Source organism: Chryseobacterium sp. C39-AII1 (assembly GCF_039672645.1).
Classification (GTDB): Bacteria; Bacteroidota; Bacteroidia; order Flavobacteriales; family Weeksellaceae; genus Chryseobacterium.
In genome coordinates, this window is the sequence record NZ_JBDFPQ010000005.1 from 263739 (window position 1) to 285330 (window position 21592).

20 protein-coding genes are annotated in these 21592 nt (G+C 34.2%); 15 read left to right on the top strand and 5 right to left on the bottom strand.

What is annotated here, in order from left to right; translation table 11 throughout:
• Positions 1-53: 53 nt before the first annotated feature.
• The 10 genes from ABEG63_RS10890 to ABEG63_RS10935 all read left to right on the top strand — a co-directional run bounded on the left by ABEG63_RS10890 (position 54) and on the right by ABEG63_RS10935 (position 6743).
• Positions 54-425 carry a hypothetical protein gene (locus ABEG63_RS10890; protein ID WP_346584714.1) on the top strand — a complete coding sequence of 124 codons (372 nt, stop codon included), beginning with the start codon at positions 54-56 and terminating at the stop codon, positions 423-425.
• Positions 426-616: 191 nt separating this feature from the next.
• On the top strand, positions 617-877 hold the full coding sequence (locus ABEG63_RS10895) for a helix-turn-helix domain-containing protein (RefSeq protein ID WP_346584716.1): 261 nt from the start codon (positions 617-619) through the stop codon (positions 875-877).
• Positions 878-1433: 556 nt separating this feature from the next.
• Entirely contained in the window at positions 1434-2093 is a 660-nt protein-coding gene (locus ABEG63_RS10900) for a TetR/AcrR family transcriptional regulator (RefSeq protein WP_346584718.1), read from the top strand.
• Positions 2094-3416 (top strand): AarF/UbiB family protein, encoded by a 1323-nt coding sequence (locus ABEG63_RS10905; protein WP_346584720.1) that lies wholly within the window; start codon positions 2094-2096, stop codon positions 3414-3416.
• Positions 3417-3560, top strand: a complete 144-nt coding sequence (locus ABEG63_RS10910) for a DUF2256 domain-containing protein (RefSeq protein ID WP_267406608.1) — start codon at positions 3417-3419, stop codon at positions 3558-3560.
• A gap of 19 nt (positions 3561-3579) precedes the next feature.
• The gene (locus tag ABEG63_RS10915; RefSeq protein WP_346584722.1) at positions 3580-5058 is read left to right on the top strand and encodes a cryptochrome/photolyase family protein; all 1479 of its coding nucleotides are present in this window, start codon (positions 3580-3582) and stop codon (positions 5056-5058) included.
• Positions 5058-5339 (top strand): TIGR03643 family protein, encoded by a 282-nt coding sequence (locus ABEG63_RS10920; protein WP_346584724.1) that lies wholly within the window; start codon positions 5058-5060, stop codon positions 5337-5339. Before ABEG63_RS10915 ends, ABEG63_RS10920 begins: the two co-directional genes overlap by 1 nt.
• Positions 5340-5351: 12 nt before the next feature.
• Positions 5352-5591 (top strand): hypothetical protein, encoded by a 240-nt coding sequence (locus ABEG63_RS10925; protein WP_346584725.1) that lies wholly within the window; start codon positions 5352-5354, stop codon positions 5589-5591.
• A 46-nt stretch (positions 5592-5637) separates the two neighbouring features.
• Positions 5638-6051: an SDR family oxidoreductase gene (locus tag ABEG63_RS10930; protein ID WP_346584727.1), complete on the top strand. Its 414-nt coding sequence runs from the start codon at positions 5638-5640 to the stop codon at positions 6049-6051.
• Between the two features lie 44 nt (positions 6052-6095).
• Complete coding sequence (locus tag ABEG63_RS10935; RefSeq protein WP_346584729.1) at positions 6096-6743, top strand: MarR family winged helix-turn-helix transcriptional regulator; 648 nt, start codon at positions 6096-6098, stop codon at positions 6741-6743.
• A gap of 239 nt (positions 6744-6982) precedes the next feature.
• On the opposite strand, the gene ABEG63_RS10940 is transcribed toward ABEG63_RS10935, so the two are convergent.
• The 3 genes from ABEG63_RS10940 to ABEG63_RS10950 all read right to left on the bottom strand — a co-directional run bounded on the left by ABEG63_RS10940 (position 6983) and on the right by ABEG63_RS10950 (position 9912).
• Positions 6983-8149 (bottom strand): MFS transporter, encoded by a 1167-nt coding sequence (locus tag ABEG63_RS10940; RefSeq protein ID WP_346584730.1) that lies wholly within the window; start codon positions 8147-8149, stop codon positions 6983-6985.
• A 72-nt stretch (positions 8150-8221) separates the two neighbouring features.
• Positions 8222-8803, bottom strand: a complete 582-nt coding sequence (locus ABEG63_RS10945; RefSeq protein WP_346584732.1) for a TetR/AcrR family transcriptional regulator — start codon at positions 8801-8803, stop codon at positions 8222-8224.
• Positions 8804-9555: 752 nt separating this feature from the next.
• Positions 9556-9912, bottom strand: coding sequence for a prevent-host-death protein (locus tag ABEG63_RS10950; protein WP_267406615.1), 357 nt, complete (start codon positions 9910-9912; stop codon positions 9556-9558).
• Between the two features lie 396 nt (positions 9913-10308).
• Between ABEG63_RS10950 and gndA the strand changes: the two genes are divergently transcribed.
• From gndA to pgl, 3 genes are read left to right on the top strand one after another with little or no spacing between them, the layout of a single operon-like run.
• Positions 10309-11727 (top strand): NADP-dependent phosphogluconate dehydrogenase, encoded by a 1419-nt coding sequence (gene gndA, locus ABEG63_RS10955; protein ID WP_346584733.1) that lies wholly within the window; start codon positions 10309-10311, stop codon positions 11725-11727.
• A gap of 13 nt (positions 11728-11740) precedes the next feature.
• Positions 11741-13222, top strand: a complete 1482-nt coding sequence (gene zwf / locus ABEG63_RS10960; protein ID WP_346584735.1) for a glucose-6-phosphate dehydrogenase — start codon at positions 11741-11743, stop codon at positions 13220-13222.
• A 22-nt stretch (positions 13223-13244) separates the two neighbouring features.
• Entirely contained in the window at positions 13245-13952 is a 708-nt protein-coding gene (pgl, locus tag ABEG63_RS10965) for a 6-phosphogluconolactonase (protein ID WP_346584736.1), read from the top strand.
• Between the two features lie 254 nt (positions 13953-14206).
• Here pgl and ABEG63_RS10970 read toward each other — a convergent pair whose 3' ends face one another.
• Positions 14207-14620, bottom strand: coding sequence for a VOC family protein (locus tag ABEG63_RS10970; RefSeq protein ID WP_346584737.1), 414 nt, complete (start codon positions 14618-14620; stop codon positions 14207-14209).
• Between the two features lie 170 nt (positions 14621-14790).
• A complete protein-coding gene (locus ABEG63_RS10975; protein ID WP_346584739.1) occupies positions 14791-19293 on the bottom strand; it encodes a fibronectin type III domain-containing protein in 4503 nt (1500 codons plus the stop codon).
• A gap of 664 nt (positions 19294-19957) precedes the next feature.
• On the opposite strand from ABEG63_RS10975, the gene ABEG63_RS10980 reads away from it, so the two are divergent.
• Both ABEG63_RS10980 and ABEG63_RS10985 read left to right on the top strand, forming a co-directional pair.
• Positions 19958-20704 (top strand): LuxR C-terminal-related transcriptional regulator, encoded by a 747-nt coding sequence (locus ABEG63_RS10980; RefSeq protein ID WP_346584741.1) that lies wholly within the window; start codon positions 19958-19960, stop codon positions 20702-20704.
• A 131-nt stretch (positions 20705-20835) separates the two neighbouring features.
• Entirely contained in the window at positions 20836-21504 is a 669-nt protein-coding gene (locus ABEG63_RS10985; RefSeq protein WP_346584743.1) for a hypothetical protein, read from the top strand.
• Positions 21505-21592: the final 88 nt, after the last annotated feature.

The following is a 21592-nucleotide window of genomic DNA, read 5'->3' on the forward strand; positions in this document are numbered from 1 at the left end:
AAAATTCGGGATATTGGAAAAACCAACTTTCTTCTTACCAGAAAACAATTGATTTGGCTAAAGCCGAAGTGCAAAAAACAATTGAATGGTTAGCTGAAAAAGGAGTCAATGTTGCAGAAATAGAAGCCCAAACAAAAACCACTGATGATAAAATTAGTGAGTTAGATAAAAAACTAGAAGAACTTCCTGATACTAAATCGAATTTAATTGTGAAGTATAAGAAAGAAAAAAATGAAAAATTGAAACAGAATCAAAATATTGATAACGTTAAAGAAAGGCTGGATGAAAATTTGAGATTATTTAAAATCATTAATAAATCAGAACTCAATAATTACAATGGTATAAGTCATCAAGCTAGGTCGCAAAGCAATTTGAGATTAAATTATGACGAAATAAAAAATAATACTGGACAAAAAAGGCGATAGACAAATGAATTTTTAAGTATTTAACTGGGTTGATAATTCCAATTTAGACTAATTCTTTCTTCTTTAATCGTCATAATTTCCACATCATTCCTGAAAATTCTTAATTAGGCCACTAATCCGTAATGCTATTGTTTTCAATAGATTGATGTTTCAAATTTGTAAAACAATTAGTAAATACAAATCCGGAGTCTATGAAAATAAATCTTGTTACTATAGAAGATCTTCAGGAGTTCAAAACAGAATTACTTGAAGAAATTAAAAATCTTTTTTACATTAAAAATTCAAAGCAGAAATTATGGTTAAGATCATCAGAGGTTAAAGAACCTCTGAAAATTTCTACCGTAACATTACAAAATCTACGCATTAATGGTAGCTTATCTTTTACCCGTATTGGTGGTACATTATATTATAATTATAAGGATATCGAAAAAATGTTGGAGAATAAGGAGTAATTAGCTTTCTACTTACAATCTAAATTTATAGAAATGAATTATATAAAACATCTTTACTGGCTTTTACGAAAAATTACTTCTTGATAATACTCTTAATCCTACACATATAAGCCTTTACATCGCTCTATTCCAATTCTGGAATTTCAATCGTTTCAGAAATCCGATTAGTATTTCTCGAGATGAGGTTATGCGGATCAGTCAAATAAATTCAAAAGCGACTTATCATAAATGTCTGAAGAACCTACCTTCTTTAGGTTATATTGATTACTAACCTTCATACAATCCTTTTAAAGGGAGTCAGGTAATTATGTTTGATTTTGCAGGAAATTTAAAACCAACATCAAAATCAGTAAAAGAAAATAGTTAACCATTATAAAAAAGTGATTTTAAGATTTAAATTGTCACATGTTTCAGGAAAAAAATCCAGATAATAAAAAATTAAAATCTAATTGTAAACATTAGTTATATCTTGAATCATTGTTATAGTACAAATTTATACTTTATTTATTTAATTAGTAAAATTTATTACTAAATTTGTTGATAAATAAAATCAATAATGGAACCAAAAAATATAATTACAGAAGACAAAATATTTGAATTGTACGGCGATTACATTCTGAATCACGGCGAAAGACCAAAAAATATTTACAGTTTCGCAAAAGTCAATGAGTTTGAAGAAAAAGACTTTTACGATTACTTTTCAAGCTTTGAACAGATTGAAAAATTAATGTTGGTTAATCTTTTCAGTAAGTCTGTAGAATTGGCTTCAGAAGTTAACAGTTCTGATGAAATCACGTCGAAAGAAAAATTATTGAATGTTTATTTCATCTTTTTTGAAAATATGACGATGAACCGTTCTTTGGTTCTGATGATTTTAGGAAATGACAAATTGCATTCCGCAAAAATTTCGAATCAGCTAAAGGAAACGCATCGACATTTCATCAAAACTTTAGATTTTAACGATTGGGAAATGATTCAAAAAGCGAAAGATGACGTGAAAAATTTCCACGAAAAGGCTCGTGAAGAAGCATTTTGGCTTCATTTGGTTTCCGCCATTGAGTTTTGGAAAAAAGATAGTTCGCCAGCCTTCGAAAAAACAGATATTTTCATTGAAAAAACCATTGATACCGGATTTGAACTGATGGATAACGAACCTTTGAGAAAAGTAGTTGACCTTGGGAAGTTTCTATTTAAAGAAAAATTTAAAAAGAATTAGATGAAGACACTCAATAAAATACCAACCGGAAAATTAGAAAGAACCAGTAGTTTGTTGAAAGCAGGCGCAAAAGTTGGCATCAATTACATCAAATATTACGGAAACAAAATAACAAAAGATAAAGATGAGGACGAGGCAAGAAAAACTTTAAATGAAGACAACGCGACCGACATTTACGATTCTCTGAAAGAATTGAAAGGTTCTGCGTTGAAAGTTGCGCAGATGCTAAGTATGGAAAAAAATATTCTTCCGCAGGCTTACGTTGAAAAATTTTCTTTGTCGCAATTTTCAGTTCCGCCACTTTCGGGAGCTTTGGTAAAGAAGACTTTTAGAAAATATTTCGGAAAAAATCCGGAAGATCTATTTGATGAATTCACGAATGAATCTGTTAACGCAGCGAGCATCGGACAAGTTCATAAAGCGAAGAAAGACGGTCAGAATTTTGCCGTAAAAATTCAATATCCCGGAGTGAGAGAAAGCATTTCGAGTGATTTGAAGATGGTAAAACCGATTGCGATGAAAATGTTCAATATCAAAAAAGAAGGTTCGGAATCTTACTTTCAGGAAGTGGAAAATAAATTGTTTGAAGAGACAGATTATGACTTGGAACTGAAAAGAAGTCAGGAAATTTCCGAAAAATGCGCTCATCTTCCAAATCTTGATTTTCCTAAATATTATTCTGAATTTTCTTGTGAAAGAATCATCACGATGGATTGGATGAACGGAAAACATTTCTCAGAATTCACAAAATTGGACAATTCTCAGGAAGATTTAAACAAAATCGGACAGACACTTTGGGATTTTTATATGTACCAAATGCACGTTTTGAAGCAGGTTCACGCCGACCCGCATCCCGGAAATTTTCTGGTCTCGGAAGATAAAAAATTGCTTGTGATTGACTTTGGATGCATTAAGGAAATTCCGAATGGCTTTTATAAACCTTATTTTGAATTGGCTAAACGTGAAAATTTGAATAATCCTGAATTTTATAAAGAAAAATTATACGAGCTTGAAATCTTGAGTGATAATGATTCTGCAAAGGAACAGGAATTTTTTACCAAATTATTCTATGAATTGCTGGAATTATTTACCAGACCTTTTAATGCGGAAGTGTTTGATTTTTCTGATGAATCGTTCTTTAAGGAAATTGCAGATTTGGGTCAGAAATATGCCAAAATCAGCGATATGAATGGGATGAATACCAACAGAGGTTCGAAACATTTTATTTATCTGAACAGAACATTTTTTGGTTTGTACAATATGATGCACGATTTGAGAGCGAAAAATATCATCATCAATCAGTACAAAAATTTCATTGAATAAATGCCAGCCAACCTACCTTCGAAGATTTGTGAAGTCTGCGGATTGTCCTTCAATTGGCGGAAAAAGTGGAAGAAAAATTGGGACGACATAAAATATTGCAGCGAAAAATGCCGAAGAAATAAATGTTCAAAATCTTCAGATTAAATATAAAAATTTGAAAAATATGCCATCCAAAAAAGTGAGTACGGCGCAATTGATATTTCCGCATCAGCTTTTCAAAGACACGGATTATCTGGATAAAAATCAACGTGTTTTTCTGGTGGAAGAGTTCCTGTTTTTTAAACAGTACAAATTTCACAAACAGAAGATTGCTTTGCATAGAGCAAGTATGAAGTTTTATGAAGAATATTTGACCAAAGAAAAATTCAAGGTTGAATATATTGAAAGCACTTCTCCACTTTCTGATGTTCGGAATTTAATTGAATATTTAGAAAAAGAAAAATTTGAGAAAATTCTCATTACGGATGTTTGCGACAATTGGCTTGAAAAGAGAATCAAGGAAACGAAATTGGAATTAGAAATTCTTGAAAGTCCTTTATTCATCAATACCCGGGAAGATTTGAAAGACTATTTTGAAGATAAAAAATCTTATCATCAAACCGATTTCTACAAGCAACAGAGAATTTCCCGAAATATTCTGATGAAAGCCGGAAAACCAATCGGTGGAAAATGGACTTACGATACAGAAAACCGTAAAAAGTATCCTAAAAACAAAAAAGCGCCATCCGTTCATTTTCCTGAAAACAGTAAATATTACGAAGAAGCAAAAATATATACTGAGAAAAATTTTACTGAAAATTATGGCAATTTAACTTCCTATCAGCTTTATCCGGTGACATTTAAGGAAGCAGAAAATTGGTTGAATCAGTTTCTGGAAATGCGGTTTGTCGATTTTGGAGTCTATGAAGACAGCATCGTGGAGCGTGAACATTTTTTGCATCACAGCGTACTTTCACCATTGCTGAATATTGGACTTTTGACTGCGGAATATGTTTTGGAAGAATCCATAAATTATGCTAAAGAATACAAAATTCCTGTCAATTCTCTGGAAGGATTTGTGCGTCAGATCTTGGGATGGAGAGAATTTGTGAGAGGAATTTATCTCTATCAGGGAACTTATCAGCGGAACAAAAATTATTGGAAACATCACAATCCGCTTCCCGAATCTTTTTATACCGGAAAGACAGAAATCAAACCAATTGACAGCACGATTTTGAAGGTTTTGGAGACAGGTTATGCCCATCACATCGAGCGGTTAATGATTTTTGCCAACTTTATGAATCTTCTGAAACTCAATCCGGATGATGTTTACCAATGGTTTATGGAGATGTTCATCGATTCTTACGATTGGGTGATGGTTCCGAATGTGTATGGGATGAGCAGCTTTTCTGACGGCGGAAAAATGAGTACAAAACCGTACATCAGCGGGAGCAATTACATAAAAAAAATGAGCGATTACTCAGATGGTGAGTGGACAGAAAAATGGGATGCCCTCTTTTGGAATTTTGTGAATGACAACCGTGAATTTTTTAAAACAAACCCGAGATTGGGAATGATGTTACGGACTTTGGATAAGATGAGCGATGAGAAAAAATCTGAACATTTTAAAATTGCAAAACAGACGATTAAAAATTTAAAATAATGACGAAAGAATTTAATTTAATACAGACAGACCGAATCATCGAAATGTCTTGGGAAGACCGAACACCGTTCGAAGCGATAGAATTTCAGTTTGGAATTACCGAATCTGAAGTGATTGAAGTGATGAGAAGAGAATTGAAACCTTCAAGTTTCAGACTTTGGAGAAAAAGGGTAAATTCGGGAATGAGCCAGAAACATTTGATGAAGAGAAATCCTGAAATTGAACGGTTTAAATGTTCGAGACAGCGAACAATCAGTCATAATAAAATTTCGAAAAGATAAAAACAGAATAATATGAAAAACATAGTCATTATCGGTTGCGGGCAGGGAATTGGATTTGCTGCTGCAAAAATATTGTCTGAGAATTATAATGTAACTGGAATTTCAAAAACTGAAAATCCTGAAATTAACAACTTAAATATTGAGTTTCATCCAATGGATATTCTTTCGGGAAATCTGGATGAAATTGATTTTCCGGATGTGATTGACGGATTGGTGTATGCGCCCGGAAGTATTAATTTAAAAACCATTTAACAGACTTTCTGCTGATGATTTTAAGAATGACTTTGAAATCAATGTCTTGGGTGCAGTAAGAACAATTCAGAAATTATTGCCTAATTTGAAAAAATCGGAAAGTGCTTCTGTCGTATTGTTCAGCTCGGTGGCTGCAAAATTGGGAATGCCTTTTCACGCCTCGATTTCTGCGAGCAAAAGTGCGGTTGAAGGTTTAACCAAAAGTCTGGCGGCAGAATTATCTACTCAGAAAATAAGAGTGAATGCAATTGCACCATCGTTAACGGATACCAATCTAGCTTCACATCTCCTTTCCACACCGGAAAAACAAGAAGCTTCCGGAAAAAGACATCCGTTGCAAAGAATTGGAAATGCGGAAGAAATAGCAAAAATGGTTGAGTTTTTATTATCTGAAAATTCAGCTTGGATTACAGGACAAATCATCGGTATTGATGGTGGAATAGGCAGTGTGAAACTATAATTTGTTTTTAAAAAACAAAAACTAATATCTTTACCAAAATAATTATGCAAACCGACTTTTTCATAGAATTACTTCATCAAGTCAAAGAATTTGAAAATTCCGGCGCTTACAAACCCAATGCGAATGTAGACGATTTTCGTGTGTGGATGAATGATAAAAAATATGCCAATGAAAGTCCTACAAAACTTTTTAAAAATGAAAATCATCAGGTTTCTTTTACCGAAAACGAAATTTGCAAGCAAGTTCTCTTATTGGGTCGATATTCTAAATTATTGATAAGAAAAGGTTTGGGAGAATTTCCAGAGTTGGCTAATGAGGAATTCACTTATTTGTATCGATTGAAAGATGAACCTGATTTAACTAAAATTCAGTTGATTGAAAAAAACGGTCATGAAAAACAAACCGGCACTCAAATTATTAAAAGATTGTTGGAAGCAGGATTTTTAGAAGAAAAAAACGATGCAGAGGATAAGCGAAGCAAACGGTTAAATCTCACAAAAAAAGGCGAAGAAATTTTCCACGCCTCTGTTTCAAATGTCAACATAACTTCAAAAATCTTATCCGGGAAATTAAATGATTCTGAAAAGTCTGAATTCCTTAAGATTTTGAAAAAGCTGAATGAATTTCATTCTCATATTTATACTGATTACAAAAGCGCTGATATTGGAGAGATTATCAAAGTTTTTGGATAAATTTTAGTTAGCTATATACTCAAATGGCATTTAGTACCTCTAAAATATTATGTTTATCTGCAACTAAATGATTTATATATACTCCTGTCAATTTCATAAACGATAAAAATGGCTCCAATTTAATCCAAATTGAGCCTTTTTTTTGTTTTTGATTCCATAATAATCCAGATTAGCATTTTTTATTGCTTTAATAAATTTAGGTAAGAAACATCAAAAAAATAATTTTTAGTAAATGATACCTATTTCTCACTTACGTCTCGATCAAGCCAGGCTCTCCAAAAAATTACAATAAGCGCCAGCAGACCAAATCCAACACCTATCCAAGGTGTAACGGATATTCCATACTGACCAATAAACCAACCTCCGGTAGCAGTGCCTAATGAAACTCCCAGATTTCCGAATGAGGTCTGCAAACTATTCGCAAATTCCTTGGCGTCAGATGCTGCCGAGACCATGTGCCCAACACCTATCAGGAAGCAAGGTCCGTACATAATTCCCCAAAATCCCACCACTACTGCTATGCTGAGCATTGAGCCATCTGTATATTGAAATGCAAATGGAAGAAGAAACGTACCGGCAAGGAAAAACAAAGTGGTCCAGATCATATACTTCCCTAATAAGCGACCTGCCAAAAAGTTTGAGATCACACCCATTACACCAAATAATAAAAGCATATAACTGATCTCCTGTGCACTTAATCCTTTCTCTTTCGACAAATAATCTGCAAAATAACTGTATGAGCAGAACCATGCAGTGATTAGCAGTAGATTTACTGCCGTTCCAGCAATGAACTTTGGTCTTGTCAAAATACCCAATTGGCTTTTATAAGACCTCACTTCTTGATCAGGCATCGAAGGCAAATATTTATAAATGCTGATCAGTGCTATCAAGATCAATAATCCTTGAATAACGTAACTCCACTGCCAGGAATAGATACTTGCTATAAATGTGGTGAAAGGGATCAAAGTTACCTGAGAAAGTGCAATTCCACCGATAATAATACTGGTCAATCTCATCTGCATTTGAGGAGAAGCATCTTTGGTCGCAGCTGCAATGACCATTGAAAAGAAAGCCGGATGCAGAAATGTTGGCAATATTCTAAGTATTATCAGCAACCAGAAGGGTGGGCTGAAACTTGAGAAGAAATTTGAGATCAAGAACAATCCAAGAGCATACATCATAATTTTCTTCTTGTCAAATTTTGAAAGATACAAGACCATAAATGGCCCTGTAAGCGCAATTGTTAATGCGAATGCACTTAATAAGTAGCCTGCCGTTGCTATATTTATTTTGTAATAGTCAGCGATCTGAGGCAAGATGCCGATGACACCAAATTCTGTACTGATGATTCCGATAACGCCGAGACATCCCATATACGCTATCTTTTTATTGAGATTTAAATTCATATTAAACTGAACGGTTTAAAAAAGGTTAAAAAAATATTGTTTGTTATTATTTACTTGAAAATGCTGTTATAATTAGGCTTTGATCATTTTGATCAAGGTTTCAATCATATCGTAGATGGTCTTGCGGTTTTTGTTCAAAGCATAATTTTTGAAAAGTGCGCTGGAAGAACCGGAAAGAAAAGCAGCCGTCAATTTTGGATCGAGATCACCTTTTATACAACTTTGCTCCTGCCCTTTCTCTATAATTTCAAAATAGATCTTTTCGATCTTTTTTTCATTGCCAGCCAACAACATTCTGACATCTTCATCAGTCAAAGCTACTTCAAAGGCTATCTTAACAGCCAGACATGTTCTTTCCTCGCTTATGCTCTGGTCAATTGCTAACCGTAATGTCTTTCTTAATGTTTCAATGGCATCGGATTGCGAATCATTTAAGACACTTTCATATTCTGAAACCTTATACTTCATATACTTTGTCAGGCATTTAATGAGCAGCGCTTTCTTATCTCCGTAAGTAGGATAAATACTGCTTCGGTTGATTCCCATACCATTTTCAAGGTCTGTGATAGAAGTGGAATGAAATCCCTGTTTCCAGAAAAGTTCCAGCGCAACTTCCAATTTTTGCTCGTAATCAAATTCTTTGTTCCTTCCCATAATGTTGCAAAGGTAAATAATAAACTGTTCGGTTTAAAATAAATATTAAATTATTTTTATATACTATAAACCTACCAAAGAACCATCTTAACAATTTCCCAAGTTTAAATAGTATAATTTAATACCACTTAACACCATCAAAATATTATCTATATCTGCTAATAAATGGTTTGAATAGAGTCCTGTTAAATTCACTTGACAGAATTCTTTATTTCTTAATTCCACTTATAAATCTTACATTCAATTTCCTTTATAAAAGGGTTTATTTTAATTTCAAGTTTTTCTTCGAGTTCTTACATAAATATTTCATCTAAGGAATTTCTTAAAAGAAAAAAGGATATTAAATTTCCAATACAAATTCTAAAAAGCTTGTTCAAAATTTAGTGATCTTTATTTGCAAATTGAGGGCCTTTCAAAAGATGCTACAGCGAAATGCTTATCAATAAAGGGATGAAGGGAGGTTACAAAATCCCTCACTCTCCGCCAGTTGGGAAACCAAAATAAGCTAAAACGCTGTAAATATCAATGTTTACAGCGTTTTTTGTTTTAGCTCGGGTATCAAAAAACCAAAATAGGTCACTATTTATATGTCCTATTTCAGAATAATCATACAACTTGGGAACTAAGCAAAAAGTTTTAGGATTGATCCATAGTATACCCAATTAAAATATAATAATAACAGAAATACTCTTTATCATATTTGTATAAAATATAATAAAGAGTATTTATATTGTTTCAAAGTTTATTGAAAACTAATTAAGATCGTAATTAGCAATCAACAGGCTTAAAAAGAAGTGAACGTAGTTCTGGTCAACATCTTTTCTGTTGATTAATTTGTTTTTGTATTCGTAAGAATCTAATTGTCTTCTTAACTGCAGATAAGCCTCAAACTCATCTCCTTTAATTTTTACTCTAAAATTACCATCTCTTTTTGCCATGAGTTGATCGTCTAAAGTTCTTACTTTAAACAATGCTTCGCATAATTTACGAGACCTCGCTGGCCCAGCATATCTTTCTACTATATTAACCTTGAACGAATCAAATATAATTGTATTAAAAACAATGTTAGAGTTTGGTTCCTGAGTATTAAGCTCAAGTTTATAGTTCATGAATTTAAATTTCCGCAAATATAGGTTTAATTCTAACAAATAACCACTTTCTGGGTCGATTTTATTATAGTTTTTGAGTATTAAAGTTATGTTAAAGTCACACAATTGGGAATATTAATAGTGTTATAAATGCTTTTTCTGAACCTGACCTGTTGAAATTTAGCTTCTTAAAAAATTATATATCCTTTATGAGAGAGCTGATAAAAATCAGGATTTTTTTATATAAAAATAAAATCAATGATTTTCAACTTAGAAAAAATCAATAGAAGGTATGAGCTTATAAATGAGATAGATGCTAATCGAGACTTTATTTTTTCCTTCAATTTATTTTTTTACTTAAGTGTATTTACGTAATTTTATACTCCGTATAATAGAATTCATATTAAAGTAAGCAAAATGGAAAGATATAACTACGGTATGGTGGGGCTCGGTGTCATGGGGCGTAACCTTCTTTATAATATAGCTGATCACGGCTTTTCAATCGCTGGATTTGATCTCGATGCTGCAAAAATAAAAGAACTTGGTGACGAAGCTACTTCAGAAATGAAAGTAAAGGGTACGGGTTCTTTAGAAGAATTTGTAGCCGCTTTAGAAACTCCCAGAAAAATAATTCTTATGGTGCCCGCAGGAAAACCTGTAGATGCTGTTTTGGGAAATATTACACCTCTTTTAAGCGAAGGCGACATCGTGGTTGATGCAGGAAATTCTTATTTTAAAGATACCGACAGACGTATTGCTGATTTAGCATCAAAAAAATTACATTTCATGGGAATTGGAGTTTCCGGAGGTGAAAGTGGCGCTAGAAGAGGGCCGAGCATTATGCCGGGTGGAGATCAGGAAGCGTTTAATCTTCTTCAGCCGATGCTGGAAGCTATTTCGGCAAAAGTAGAAGGAGAGGCTTGTACAGCTTATATGGGCAAAGGTTCTGCTGGAAACTATGTGAAAATGGTGCATAACGGAATTGAATATGCCATCATGCAATTGATAAGTGAGGCGTATGATTTGCTTAAAAAAGGAGCTAATTTAAATAACGATCAACTATACGAAGTTTTCAAAGAATGGAATAATGGCGAAATGAATTCATTCTTAATTGAAATCACAAGAGATATTTTTCAGCAAAAAGATGATTTGGAAGAAGGATATCTTGTTGACAAAATTTTGGATAAAGCCGGAGCAAAAGGTACAGGAAAATGGACTTCTGAGCAAGCGATGGAAATCGGAGTTTCTATCCCAACTATTGATATTGCGGTGACTGCAAGAATTTTATCGGCTTATAAAGATGAAAGGGTAAAAGCTTCTCAATTATATGCTAAAAACGAAATTTCTACACCTGAAAATGTAGAGTTATTCATTAAAGAAGTAGGTGAAGCACTTTATTTATCAACATTAATTAGCTATGCGCAAGGTTTGGCTTTATTGGTAAAAGCTTCTGATGAATACGGTTTTGATATTCCGTTGAAAGATGTGGTAAAAATCTGGAGAGGCGGTTGTATCATTCGTTCTGTATTGTTAGAGAAATTCTATTCTGCATACACTCAGGATCCTAATTTATCGAATATCTTGCTTGATAAAGAAATTTCAGACATTGTTAAATCAAAAGTACAATCATTACGAAATACGGCTTCTTTTGCTGTTTCGAACGGTATTTCAAGCTTAGGAATTCAGACGGCTTTAGGATATTTTGATGCTTATACTACAGAATCTCTGCCGGTGAATTTAATTCAGGCTCAGCGTGATTATTTTGGAGCACATACTTACCAAAGAGCAGACAGAGAAGGGGTTTTCCATACTATTTGGCAAAGCGTAAATAATTAAAATTCGGAAAAAAATGAACGACAATAAAATCTTGCAGCCTACAACCATTATTATTTTTGGAGCTACAGGAGATCTGGCAAAAAGAAAACTTTTTCCGGCATTTTATAATTTATATATCGATGGCAGAATGCCTAAAGGCTTCAATATTGTAGCATTAGGAAGGGCAGAAAATACTGATGAAGATTTTAAAAATTATATCAAAGATAATCTTAAAAACTTTTCAAGAAAAAAAATAACTTCAGAAGATTGGGCTGGTTTTCAGGCTCATATCACGTATTTTCAACATCAGTTGGACGAAGAAGCTTCTTACAAGAATTTACATGAAAAGCTGGAGAAATTTGACAAAGTTTACGGTACAAGAGGGAACAGGTTGTTCTATCTTTCTATAGGTCCGAATTTTGTTTCCACGATTTCAAATCATATTAAAAATACATCGTTAGCATCTGATCCTCAGAAAGATCGTATTATTATTGAAAAGCCATTTGGTCATAATAAACAATCGGCTATCGAATTAAACAGTCTTTTAGCAGAAACGTTTGAGGAAGAGCAAATTTACCGTATCGATCATTATTTAGGTAAAGAAACGGTGCAGAATATTTTAGCTTTCAGATTCGGGAATTCTATTTTTGAACCTTTATGGGATCATGAACATATTGAATCTGTGCAAATTACCGTTGCTGAAGAGGTCGGGGTAGAAACCAGAGGAAGCTTTTATGAGCAGACAGGAGCTTTACGAGACATGATTCAGAACCATTTGCTTCAGATTTTATGTATGGTTGCCATGGAACCTCCTGCTTCATTGGAGTCTGGCGAAATCAGAGATCGTAAAGTTGATGTTTTGAAATCTATTCGCAGAATTTCGCCTGATAAAGTAGATCATTATGCCGTGAGAGGCCAGTACGGAAAAGGAACAGTAAATGGAGTAAAAGCTAAAGGTTATCGTCAGGAAGAGGGGATTGCTCCCGATTCTAATACAGAAACTTTTGCTGCCGTAAAATTCTATCTGGATAACGAGAGATGGCAAAATGTGCCATTTTATGTGCGTACAGGTAAGAAAATGAAAGAAAAACATTCTTATATTACGATTCAGTTTAAACCGCTTCCGCATTCTACTTTTTCAGAAAGTTCTCAGCTTTTATCTGCTAATCGGTTGATTATCAATATTCAGCCGTTGATGGATATCAGGTTGCAGTTTATGACTAAAATGCCTGGTCTTTCATTAGATTTAAAACCTGTAGAAATGATTTTCGATTATTTTGCCTGTCAGGAAGATACTCCGGAAGCTTATGAGACCTTGTTGCTAGATGCGCTTTTGGGAGATCTTACGCTGTTTATGCGTTCTGATCAGGTGGAAGAGGCTTGGGATGTTGTGAAAACAATTCAGGAAGCTTGGGAAAATACCAAAGATTCTTCTTTCCCGAATTATGAAGCGGGAAGCTGGGGCCCACAGGATAGTTTTGCTTTAACGGAAAGACAAGGGCATAATTGGGTTTAAAATTTTAATTAAATCAATAAAAATGATTACAGTATTTGATAATTTAGATACATTATATAAAAAAGCGGCAGATACTTTTGTTGAACTTTCAGAAAAGGCAATTCAAAAGCACGATAAATTTGTTGTAGCATTAAGCGGAGGTTCTTCTCCAAAAGCTATTTTCAATTTATTAGCAACTGAAGAATATTCGCAAAAAATAAACTGGGATAAAATTTATTTCTTCTGGGTCGATGAAAGATGGGTTTCTCTGAATGATGAGAAAAGCAATGCTAAAATGACTTTTGAAGCTCTTTTTAATAAAGTTCCGGTGAGTAAAGATCATATTTTTCCGATGTATAAGGATGGTATAGAGCCTGAAGATTATGCTAAAGAATACGAACAGGATATTAAAAATATTCTTGGTGAAGAAGGTATTTTTGATTTTATTCTTTTAGGAATGGGAGATGACGGCCATACCGCTTCGTTATTCCCTGGTGAAGCCATTTTGGAGGAGAAAGAAAAATGGGTTGATGCTTATTATCTGAAACCTCAGGAAATGTTCAGAATTACTTTAACGGCTCCAATTATTAATAAAGCTGAAAATATTTTAGTGGTTGCTTTCGGAGAGTCTAAAAAGCACGCTTTAAATGAAGTGTTGAACGGGGAATATAATCCTAAATTATATCCTTTACAACTTATCGAAAGAAAAGAAGGTTTTCAGTTTTTTACAGATGAAAAAGCAAAAGGCTAATTTTCATTAAACCTGAAAATTTAATTAATAAAATAAAAACAGCATCATTATTATCTTAATGATGCTGTTTTTGTTTTAAGCGCAAAGGTCACTAAGAAATTTTTAAATTCATTCTGCATATTTTTCGTTCGCAAAGGCGTTTCACTCAGCTAAGGCTTTCTGTTATCATTTGCTGAACGAAGTGCCCTTGCGAGCGAAAAATAAAAAAGTAGAGTAGCCAAAATCTTAGCGAACTTTGCGTTTAAAATAAACTATTAAATCATTTTCGATTTAAATTTTTCAATTGCAGCTTCAGAAACTGGTGTAAAGAAATTTACTAAATTTCCATCCGGATCTCTGAATAATAAGGATTTATTTCCCCAAGGCATAACTGTTGGTTCCTGAACAATTTTAGATGACAAAACTTCTTTTAATCTTTCGAATTCCTGATCTACATCGTGAACTAAAAATTCTATAATAACACTTTGGTTTTGTGTAGGTTTTGCCACATGATCTCCTCCGAAAAGCTGTAATGTTTTTACACTTCCTATGGCAATTGTGGCATTTGGTATTTGAATTTCTGCAAAATCAGGAGTATACTGTATGGCTTTTGCAACTGTTATTTGCTCGTAAAATTTAACCAAATTTTCGATCTCCGCTGTGATGATTCTTAGTGAAACGACATTCATTTTAAATAATAATTTAATTATGAAACAAATGTAATGCGTTGTTAAGACAACAGTTTGTCAGTAGAGATTATTATTGTATCCACATTTAATAAAAATAAAAAAGCGAATCCTTTATAAAAAAGAATCCGCTTTAGTTAATAATATGAGAATAATTTGAATATGAAAATCAATTATTGTTTAATAAATTTCTTCTGAATTGAACCTTTAACATCTTCTATATCAATAATATAAACACCTTTTATAAGATTGCTTACATCAATAGAATTGTTAAGAATTACTCCGTTTGATATTAATCTTCCCGAAGCACCGTAAATTTTATAGTTTGCTTTTGCACTAATGTTTGTAATATGCAAAGTTGTACTTACAGGATTTGGATAAATATGAATGTCATCCTGATTTACATTATTTTGAATATTATTTTTAGAAATTCTTACGGTATAATCTTCTACTTCACCACTTTGGAAATTAGTACAGTTTACAGGTATTCCGTCTTTTTGTAAAGCAACTCTCATCACAACATATTTATGATCTGTTAAGCTGATGAAAGCATCATTCGGAACATTGAAAACGGTACTTGCCGTCGGGTTATTATTCGGGCCGTCTGCCAAAATTCTTTCATCAATATCAAACTCGCCGTTTCTGTTAAAATCAATCCAAACAGCGACTCCTGCTACTGCATTTCCCGCAAGATTTTTATCAATAATTAGCTGATTTCCCGTTGAACCTTGAATTAATTCAATGAATTTCAAATTGTTTCCGGTGTAATCAGAATAAGTTGATGCTACAGATTCATTAATCATTTCTGGTTTGCCATTTGGCTTTGCCGTTACTTTAGAAATAAATTCTGTAGAAGAAGTTGCGGATGACATTGGGCAGTAAACTACCGTTGGCGTAGTGAAATAATATAAACTTGTGAAGTTTGCCGGAGTTCCGTTGCAGACATTGGCTACCTGCATTTCGTATTTTGTAAGCTCTAATAATCCCGTAATCATGTAATTATTTGTACTTACAGGAACATTGATCCAACTTGGAATACCCACTTTTCTATATCTTAAAATATAAGTCGCTCCCGGGAAAGCATCCCACGTAACATTTGCTGTTGTTGGAGTTATTGCTGTAATGGTAAGCCCTGGAGGCGGCATTTCGCAAATTCTTTCTGTTATAAATACTTTTGGATTCGACCACGGATTTGCCGTTGTCTCACCTGCGCAAATATTTGCCACCTGAACTTCATATTTCGTGAAAGGATCAAGATTTTGAATAGTATATGAATTCGCTGGCGGTTGCGGAATGGTAGGTTCGTTCCAAAAGGTAGTTCCTACTTCTCTCCATCTTAAAATATAGTTTGCATTAGGCACAATAGGAGTCCAGGTTACCACTGCTGAATTCGATGTAATATTGCTGATAGCCAATGTTGGCGGAGTAGGATCGCATCGTGTAGTAAATGCCTGAACAGGAGTGTATGTGCCTATTCCTGTGCCTCCGCACACTGCTGCAATTCTTACTTCGTAGGTTGTTGCTGGTGTTAATGCATCAATAAATAATGGTGGATTTCCTGCTATGATAGAAAGGTTCAATGTCGTCCATGCAGATGCTGGAGTTGTTACAGGTCTGTATTCTAAAACAAAGGCTGTGTTGTTGGTTGCTATAGCCCAGTTGATATTTACTGAATTATGAGTGATATTCGTGAATACAGGATTTCCCGGTGTTGCATTGCTACATGGTCTTAATTTTACCGCATAGTCTTCTACCTCTCCGTTTGCAGGGTTTACGCACATTACAGGTGCGCTGCTTCGTTTTAAAACAACCCTCATTGTGGTATTGTAAAAGCCTGTATATATTCCGGTAGAAGGAACATCAAAATAAGCAGATACAGGAGTTGTTGTACTTGCTGCGGATGTCATTATTCTTTCTGCATCTGTGAAAACACCGTCTCTGTCCCAATCGATCCACGCATATACTGCATCTGAATAATTGGTTCCCTGCCATTCTTTACTAACGGTCAATTGATTTCCAATAGATCCAATTTCCAAATTAATAAGCGTTTGAGGAGTGGTATAATTGATATAATTTGTCTGACCGGAAGCATTTTCCATTTCTGCAAAATTAACGGGCGTAACTTTTACATTTGAGATATAATCATTAGTTCCTGTTCCCGTCATACTGCAATATGTCAGTGGCGGAGTGGTAAATCCTACGCTAGGAGAAAATGCTCCTTGAGTTCCGCTACAAATTGTTGCTACCTGAACCTGATAAGAAGTTTGCTCGTTAAGCGCGGTAATGGTATGATAACTTTGCCCTGCCGGAAGGGTAAGACCTGCTGCAGAAGGCATCCATGCGCCTGTGGTTCCCTCTCTCCATCTTATTACATAGGTTGCACCAGCTGTTGGCAACCAAGATACATACGCAGAATTGTGAGTGATATTATTTACCGCAATATTAGTAGGTATTGCCGTCGTACAAGGTTGTAAATCGATAAATTTAATGTAATAATCTTCAACTTCACCATTTCCTGTAAGCGGATCGCAGGCATTGGTTGGAGTTAATGAATAAGTCATTACGCGCATTTTAATTTTACTTGTTCCGATATAAGCATTGGCTGGAACATCAAAATTAGCGGTAAGAGGAGTCGTGCTGGAATAGCCTAAATTCATAATTCTTTCGCCACCTGCTATTGTGGAAGGGTTATTATCAAAAATTCCGTCACCGTTAAAGTCGATCCAGGCATTGGTTGTATATGTTCCGGATGCAATTGCTCTTGCAACTGAAAGTGTATTGTTGACAGAACCTCTCAGCAAAGTAATAGTTTTGGTAGGATCTGAAGAGTAATCTGTATAAGTGGAAGATCCCGAATCATTACTCGTTAAAGGAACGTTTGTTCCTACCATCGTTATGTTACTGATGTAAGCATTCGTTACTGTTGTCGGATTTGCTGTGCAATAGGTTAAAGCGGGAGTTGTGAAGTTAACAGGCGTAGAAAATGCCCCTTGAGTTCCGCAGATTGTTGCAATTTGTACTTCATATTGTGTAGATTCCGTAAGTCCGGGAATAACTAATGTATTTGTAAATGGTGTTGTAACATTTATCGTTTGCCATGCTCCAGATGGTAATGTTCTGTATTGAACCACATAGGTTGCATTTGCAGTGGCTGCCCATGAAACAGTAGCGGAAGTCGATGTGATATTATTTACTGTAATATTGGTTGGTGGGGCATTTGTACATACAGGTAAACTAGTTCCAGTCAGTTGAATTCTAGGAAGAACGGAATATCTGCTGATCCCCGTTGGCGGATTAGTAGGATCCGGATTAGTTATTGAATTATAATAAATCATTCCTCGGTTTGGCGTGGTAGAGTAGCTTCCCCAATTGGCCGTACATGAAGTTCCTGTAGAGTTTTCGTCAACAGCAATTACCATATTACTTGTGCCATCCCATAAAAAAGGGGTCGTTAATGGTATTTCAACCCAGGTTCCGGGCGTCATTGTCGGCAAAGTTCCTGTATAAACCTGCGTTAATGATGCAGACGGAACCCAGCTTGATGTTGTTGCGAAATCTGTCTGAGAAGTATTTCCCATATAGACTACCCATTGGTTATAATTTGCCTGAGCTGTGCCTGTTGTTGAAACAAAAAACTTAACCGAAGTTATATAATTATTCGTACCGACAGCAGCTGCAACTTCAGTAGCAGTATAAATTTGCTGAGAATAATTAAATGCCGAGCAAGAATATACAGGCAGGAAAGCGTGAGTTGCCGTTCCAACTCCGATTTGCCCTGGTGTGAATGCTGCGCCTGCTACCCATTCCGATTTATCTGTTGGCGAGCAGACAGATCTTACCCACCAGTAGTAGGTGGTTCCTGCTACTAAAGGAGTCAAACTGGCATCCAATGCTGCTGTTGCCGTTCCGGGAGTGGTTGATCCGGGAGGTGTGTTAGTTGTTGAATAATAATATTCATATCCGTTTGCCGGAGCGGGTGCCGGAGACAAAGGAGCTGTCCAGTTTATGGTCGCAGAGTTTGGTGTAATATTCGTTACAGGCATATCTTCAGGCTCAAAACACGTTGGGGCTTCTATGACTTGTATTTCATCTAATAAAATATCATCATAGAAATCACCACCGCTAAGAACATCTTTATCAACAGTAAATTTTAACTGAATTGTTGCGCCTACATAGCTTGATGCTAAAGGAACTCCCACTGTTCTCCATTCGGGGCTGTTAGAATTGCTGGCCCAGATTTGCACCCAGCCTGAGCCATCGTTTACTTCTAGTTTTAATTGATTGTTTTCCGCAGTGGGAACACTTCCGTTTAAAGCGGTAAGATGATCTTTAAACCATTCAAATTTAACATAAGGTGTCGTTAATCCCGTCAGATTAATTTCTGGACTGATCAATTCTACATTATGCTCGTTTACATTTGGTGTAGAGGCGTCTACCCATGCAAAAGTTCCTGCAGGCTTACCTCCGTTCCCTGTTGCTCCGTAGCCAGCTGATCCCGAAAATTTCCACTTTACATTTACGTTGGTGGAAGTAGTTGTGGGATTTTGATTCGTCCAACAAGTTGGAAGTGCAGCCGTGCTAAATGATTGTAAAAAGGGTACCGGAAGTGGGGCACAGGTTTGCCCAAAGACGACCGTTCCCAATAAAAATAAAAAAATAGGTAAAAATTTTCTCATATAAATTATATTTTAGAGTTTAATGAAATGTTTAGTGCTTTATTTGAAGGTTTTTATTTTAATGATTTTGATTTTTAAATTATTAGGCAATACTCAACTTATGTCATTGTAATTTTAATGACAGATAATAAGCATAAAAGATAGCCACAAGAAGCAAAAGCCTCTCGTAGTGCATATACAGTAAACTAGCGGGCAAATCTACTATTTATTATTTCTCTAAATAGTGATATTGTGGACCTGAGAAATTAGGTAAAATGACTTTTTATTAAATATTTTTTCATGTTGGAATAGGATTATTTTTAAAATTTACATCTTTAGTAATGTGTGCATAAAGATAATTTAATAAAATTTTAATATTACTATACTTTTGTATAGTTTTGTAGTTAATATATCTATATTTAAAACTTTAATATGATAAAATATCTTTCTTTAATTTTTTTTCAGTAAAAAATTCTTTTGACGCACAAAATAAATTTTTATAAATATAATAATTTTTTTGTCTGAAATCAAAATTAAGGGAGATTTTAAAATCATTTTACTGCTTTATTTATAATGAAGTATTTGCTGATAATCATATATGAAAATTGAAGCTCAGGTGAAATTTATTCAATAACCCTTAGCTCGTTTTTAGTTTTAATCACACCAAAATCAGATCAAAAATATAATGAAGGATGCAATAAATTCGTTCTGTAAAGAGGATATTTATTTGGAAAATAAAAAAGCCAGAGAAAAGTATTTTAATGTACTTCAGGCGATTGGTAAAAACATTTTTGGGAGTATCTATATTGTAGATCTTGAAACGCAGAAAATAGAATTTATTTCTGAAAAACTGTTTCTCTTTTCTGGACTAAAATCTTCTGAAGTTGAAAAGCTTGGATACAAATTCTTTCGGAAATATGCTAAAAAAGAAGATATCACAATATTAAAAAAAGTGCATACCGAAGGATTTAAATTCTATGAATGCCTCAATGAAGAAGAAAAAAAATCTCATACCATTACCTACGATTTTCATATAAAAAATGCTGATAGCAGGGATATTTTAGTCAATCATAAAATTACTCCTGTGGAAATTTCTGAAGAGGGAAATATTTCTAAAATTGTCTGCATTGCTTCCTATTCATTACATAAAACTGCCGGAAATATATGTGTAACTTCAAATACTTCCGACTCTTATTGGCGCTACAATCTCGACACCGAAAAATGGACTCAAGAATATAAAATCACATTGAAAATGAGAGAAATAGAAATTATACGATTGTATCTGCAAGGTTTAACGATTGATGAGATTGCAAAACAACTCTACGTTTCTCCAAATACCATAAAATTTCATCGCAGTAAATTATTCGAAAAAATTGGAGTTAATAATATTACAGAGGCGTTGTCGTATATTGTTTCTAATAATTTGATTTAAATTGAATATTAAATGGGCTAAAATTTTTACAAGATCATTATTTGTATAAAAATGATAATAAAAATCGCTTTTAACTTGAATATTCTTCTGAATACAGCTATCTTTCAAACTCAAAAATAAAATAACCATTCATGAAAGAAAATTTGAAGTATATTGCTAAACTTTCGGCGATTGCTATTTCTAGCTTTTTAAAAATTAATCTTTTAGGTGCCTTTTCAACCATTTTACTCGTTGTAATTGAATTTATTCTCTTAACCAAAGGTATTGATGCAGGACATTCTGGTCATGCGGGAGCAGCACCATTTCTCATTATGGTATTTTTGTCGAGACCGGTAGGTTCTATTCTTTGGCTAATTACATGTTTTGCGAGTCCGTTTTTATTTTTTACCCTTGGAAATCAATATATTTTATCGAAGCTTGCAAATAGATTAATTAATGATAAATCTGAAAGTGTTATTACTCCAATTTTGGATAAAATACTATCTGCCGTTCAGAAGAAACAGCCTCAGGTCATGAAAAATACGGGAGATTTTACTTTAAATAAATTAAAAGTTATCAATGCCATTAAAAACGATAAGTCGGAAAATAAATGGTTGAAAAAAATCATTGTTTTTGGAATGGAAAAAATTAAAATGGATGATATCGATTTTAATCAGGAAAATCTGAATTTTTATGATATTATTAAAATTAAAACAATTCAAAGTTTAAATAGTATTTCTGAACCGAGTCGAAATTTAATCTGGATTACAACTGGAGCTCAATGGGTTTTGTTCTTTTTTATTTGGTTGACTAAATATTAAAAGAACGACTGCTTCCTAGCCGTGATTGCAGCATTTGTTTGAGCTCATTTCTTTTTGTTTCGGGGGGGGGGGGGGGGGGGGGGGGGGG

Bases quoted from the DNA above. Each gene is read 5' to 3' on its own strand.
- ABEG63_RS10895 (WP_346584716.1), top strand. From the start codon at position 617: ATGAAAATAAATCTTGTTACTATAGAAGATCTTCAGGAGTTCAAAACA.
- ABEG63_RS10900 (WP_346584718.1), top strand. From the start codon at position 1,434: ATGGAACCAAAAAATATAATTACAGAAGACAAAATATTTGAATTGTAC.
- ABEG63_RS10905 (WP_346584720.1), top strand. From the start codon at position 2,094: ATGAAGACACTCAATAAAATACCAACCGGAAAATTAGAAAGAACCAGT.
- ABEG63_RS10910 (WP_267406608.1), top strand. From the start codon at position 3,417: ATGCCAGCCAACCTACCTTCGAAGATTTGTGAAGTCTGCGGATTGTCC.
- ABEG63_RS10915 (WP_346584722.1), top strand. From the start codon at position 3,580: ATGCCATCCAAAAAAGTGAGTACGGCGCAATTGATATTTCCGCATCAG.
- ABEG63_RS10920 (WP_346584724.1), top strand. From the start codon at position 5,058: ATGACGAAAGAATTTAATTTAATACAGACAGACCGAATCATCGAAATG.
- ABEG63_RS10925 (WP_346584725.1), top strand. From the start codon at position 5,352: ATGAAAAACATAGTCATTATCGGTTGCGGGCAGGGAATTGGATTTGCT.
- ABEG63_RS10935 (WP_346584729.1), top strand. From the start codon at position 6,096: ATGCAAACCGACTTTTTCATAGAATTACTTCATCAAGTCAAAGAATTT.
- ABEG63_RS10940 (WP_346584730.1), bottom strand. From the start codon at position 8,149: ATGAATTTAAATCTCAATAAAAAGATAGCGTATATGGGATGTCTCGGC.
- ABEG63_RS10945 (WP_346584732.1), bottom strand. From the start codon at position 8,803: ATGGGAAGGAACAAAGAATTTGATTACGAGCAAAAATTGGAAGTTGCG.
- ABEG63_RS10950 (WP_267406615.1), bottom strand. From the start codon at position 9,912: ATGAACTATAAACTTGAGCTTAATACTCAGGAACCAAACTCTAACATT.
- gndA (WP_346584733.1), top strand. From the start codon at position 10,309: ATGGAAAGATATAACTACGGTATGGTGGGGCTCGGTGTCATGGGGCGT.
- zwf (WP_346584735.1), top strand. From the start codon at position 11,741: ATGAACGACAATAAAATCTTGCAGCCTACAACCATTATTATTTTTGGA.
- pgl (WP_346584736.1), top strand. From the start codon at position 13,245: ATGATTACAGTATTTGATAATTTAGATACATTATATAAAAAAGCGGCA.
- ABEG63_RS10970 (WP_346584737.1), bottom strand. From the start codon at position 14,620: ATGAATGTCGTTTCACTAAGAATCATCACAGCGGAGATCGAAAATTTG.
- ABEG63_RS10975 (WP_346584739.1), bottom strand. From the start codon at position 19,293: ATGAGAAAATTTTTACCTATTTTTTTATTTTTATTGGGAACGGTCGTC.
- ABEG63_RS10980 (WP_346584741.1), top strand. From the start codon at position 19,958: ATGAAGGATGCAATAAATTCGTTCTGTAAAGAGGATATTTATTTGGAA.
- ABEG63_RS10985 (WP_346584743.1), top strand. From the start codon at position 20,836: ATGAAAGAAAATTTGAAGTATATTGCTAAACTTTCGGCGATTGCTATT.